The 787-nt window shown below is 45.2% G+C and carries 1 pseudogene; it reads right to left on the bottom strand.

Annotated features, from left to right (window positions below):
* A pseudogene (locus H8S17_RS17395) lies at positions 1-749 on the bottom strand (hypothetical protein); the annotation flags it as partial.
* Between the last annotated feature and the right edge of the window lie 38 nt (positions 750-787).

Genomic DNA, 787 nt, shown 5'->3' with positions numbered 1-787 from the left:
CATAATACTTTCCTGAAACTGTACTCATACATATCCGAATACATGTTATCATGGGGTTGGGGCGTCAGCCTTCTGTCCAATGCCGCCATATCCACCGTAAAACCGCTGTCTGCCACAGAAAAAGCACCATTACTGAATTGAAACTCCGAAGTAAAGTCTGGAATCCCCAGATCACCGCTTGTCCGGTTATGTCCTATAATATTTATCAATGCATCCTTTATCCGCTCTATCTTGGCGTTGTCCTTTGTTTTGTTGATCAGATCAGCAGCTTTTCCCGGCAGCCCGCCAATCTTTCCGTCTGGTGTCAGGTAAAGGTTCTCCAGAGAAATATCTTCTCCCGTAACCCCTTTTAAGTAACGCCTGACTTCCTGCACATCCGTGGCATACTGATAGGTATTGGACGACAGATTTCCCACACTGTCAGCAATTCCTGTGTAATACTGATACATCCGGTCACTGTACTTTTCCTCTACCAGTTTCTGAACCTGCTCCCGGACTTCCTTATCTTCGATACCGCTCACTGTTACATTCCCATTGCTTTCAATCTTTATCTGCATTCCCTCCAGCTCATCACGGGAGATACCTTTGCTTTCCAGATCCTTTACAAAATCCTCGGAAAAATCATTTTTCAGTTCCGCCTTCTGCTGTGCTTTCTCAAAATCTTTCAGGTTTGCAAAAATCTTCACATACTCCGTTTCCGCATCATCCAGTGTCTTTCCTTCTGCCATGTCCTGCAACAATTCATCCACTGTGCGCCCGCCTTTGTATTGTTTTTCTTCCGGCAGAC

The sequence above is a fragment of the Roseburia zhanii genome (assembly GCF_014287635.1).
GTDB classification, from domain to species: domain Bacteria; phylum Bacillota; class Clostridia; order Lachnospirales; family Lachnospiraceae; genus Roseburia_B; species Roseburia_B zhanii.
Note: the sequence above shows the minus strand (reverse complement) of the source record. Positions and strands in the feature narration are given on the sequence as shown.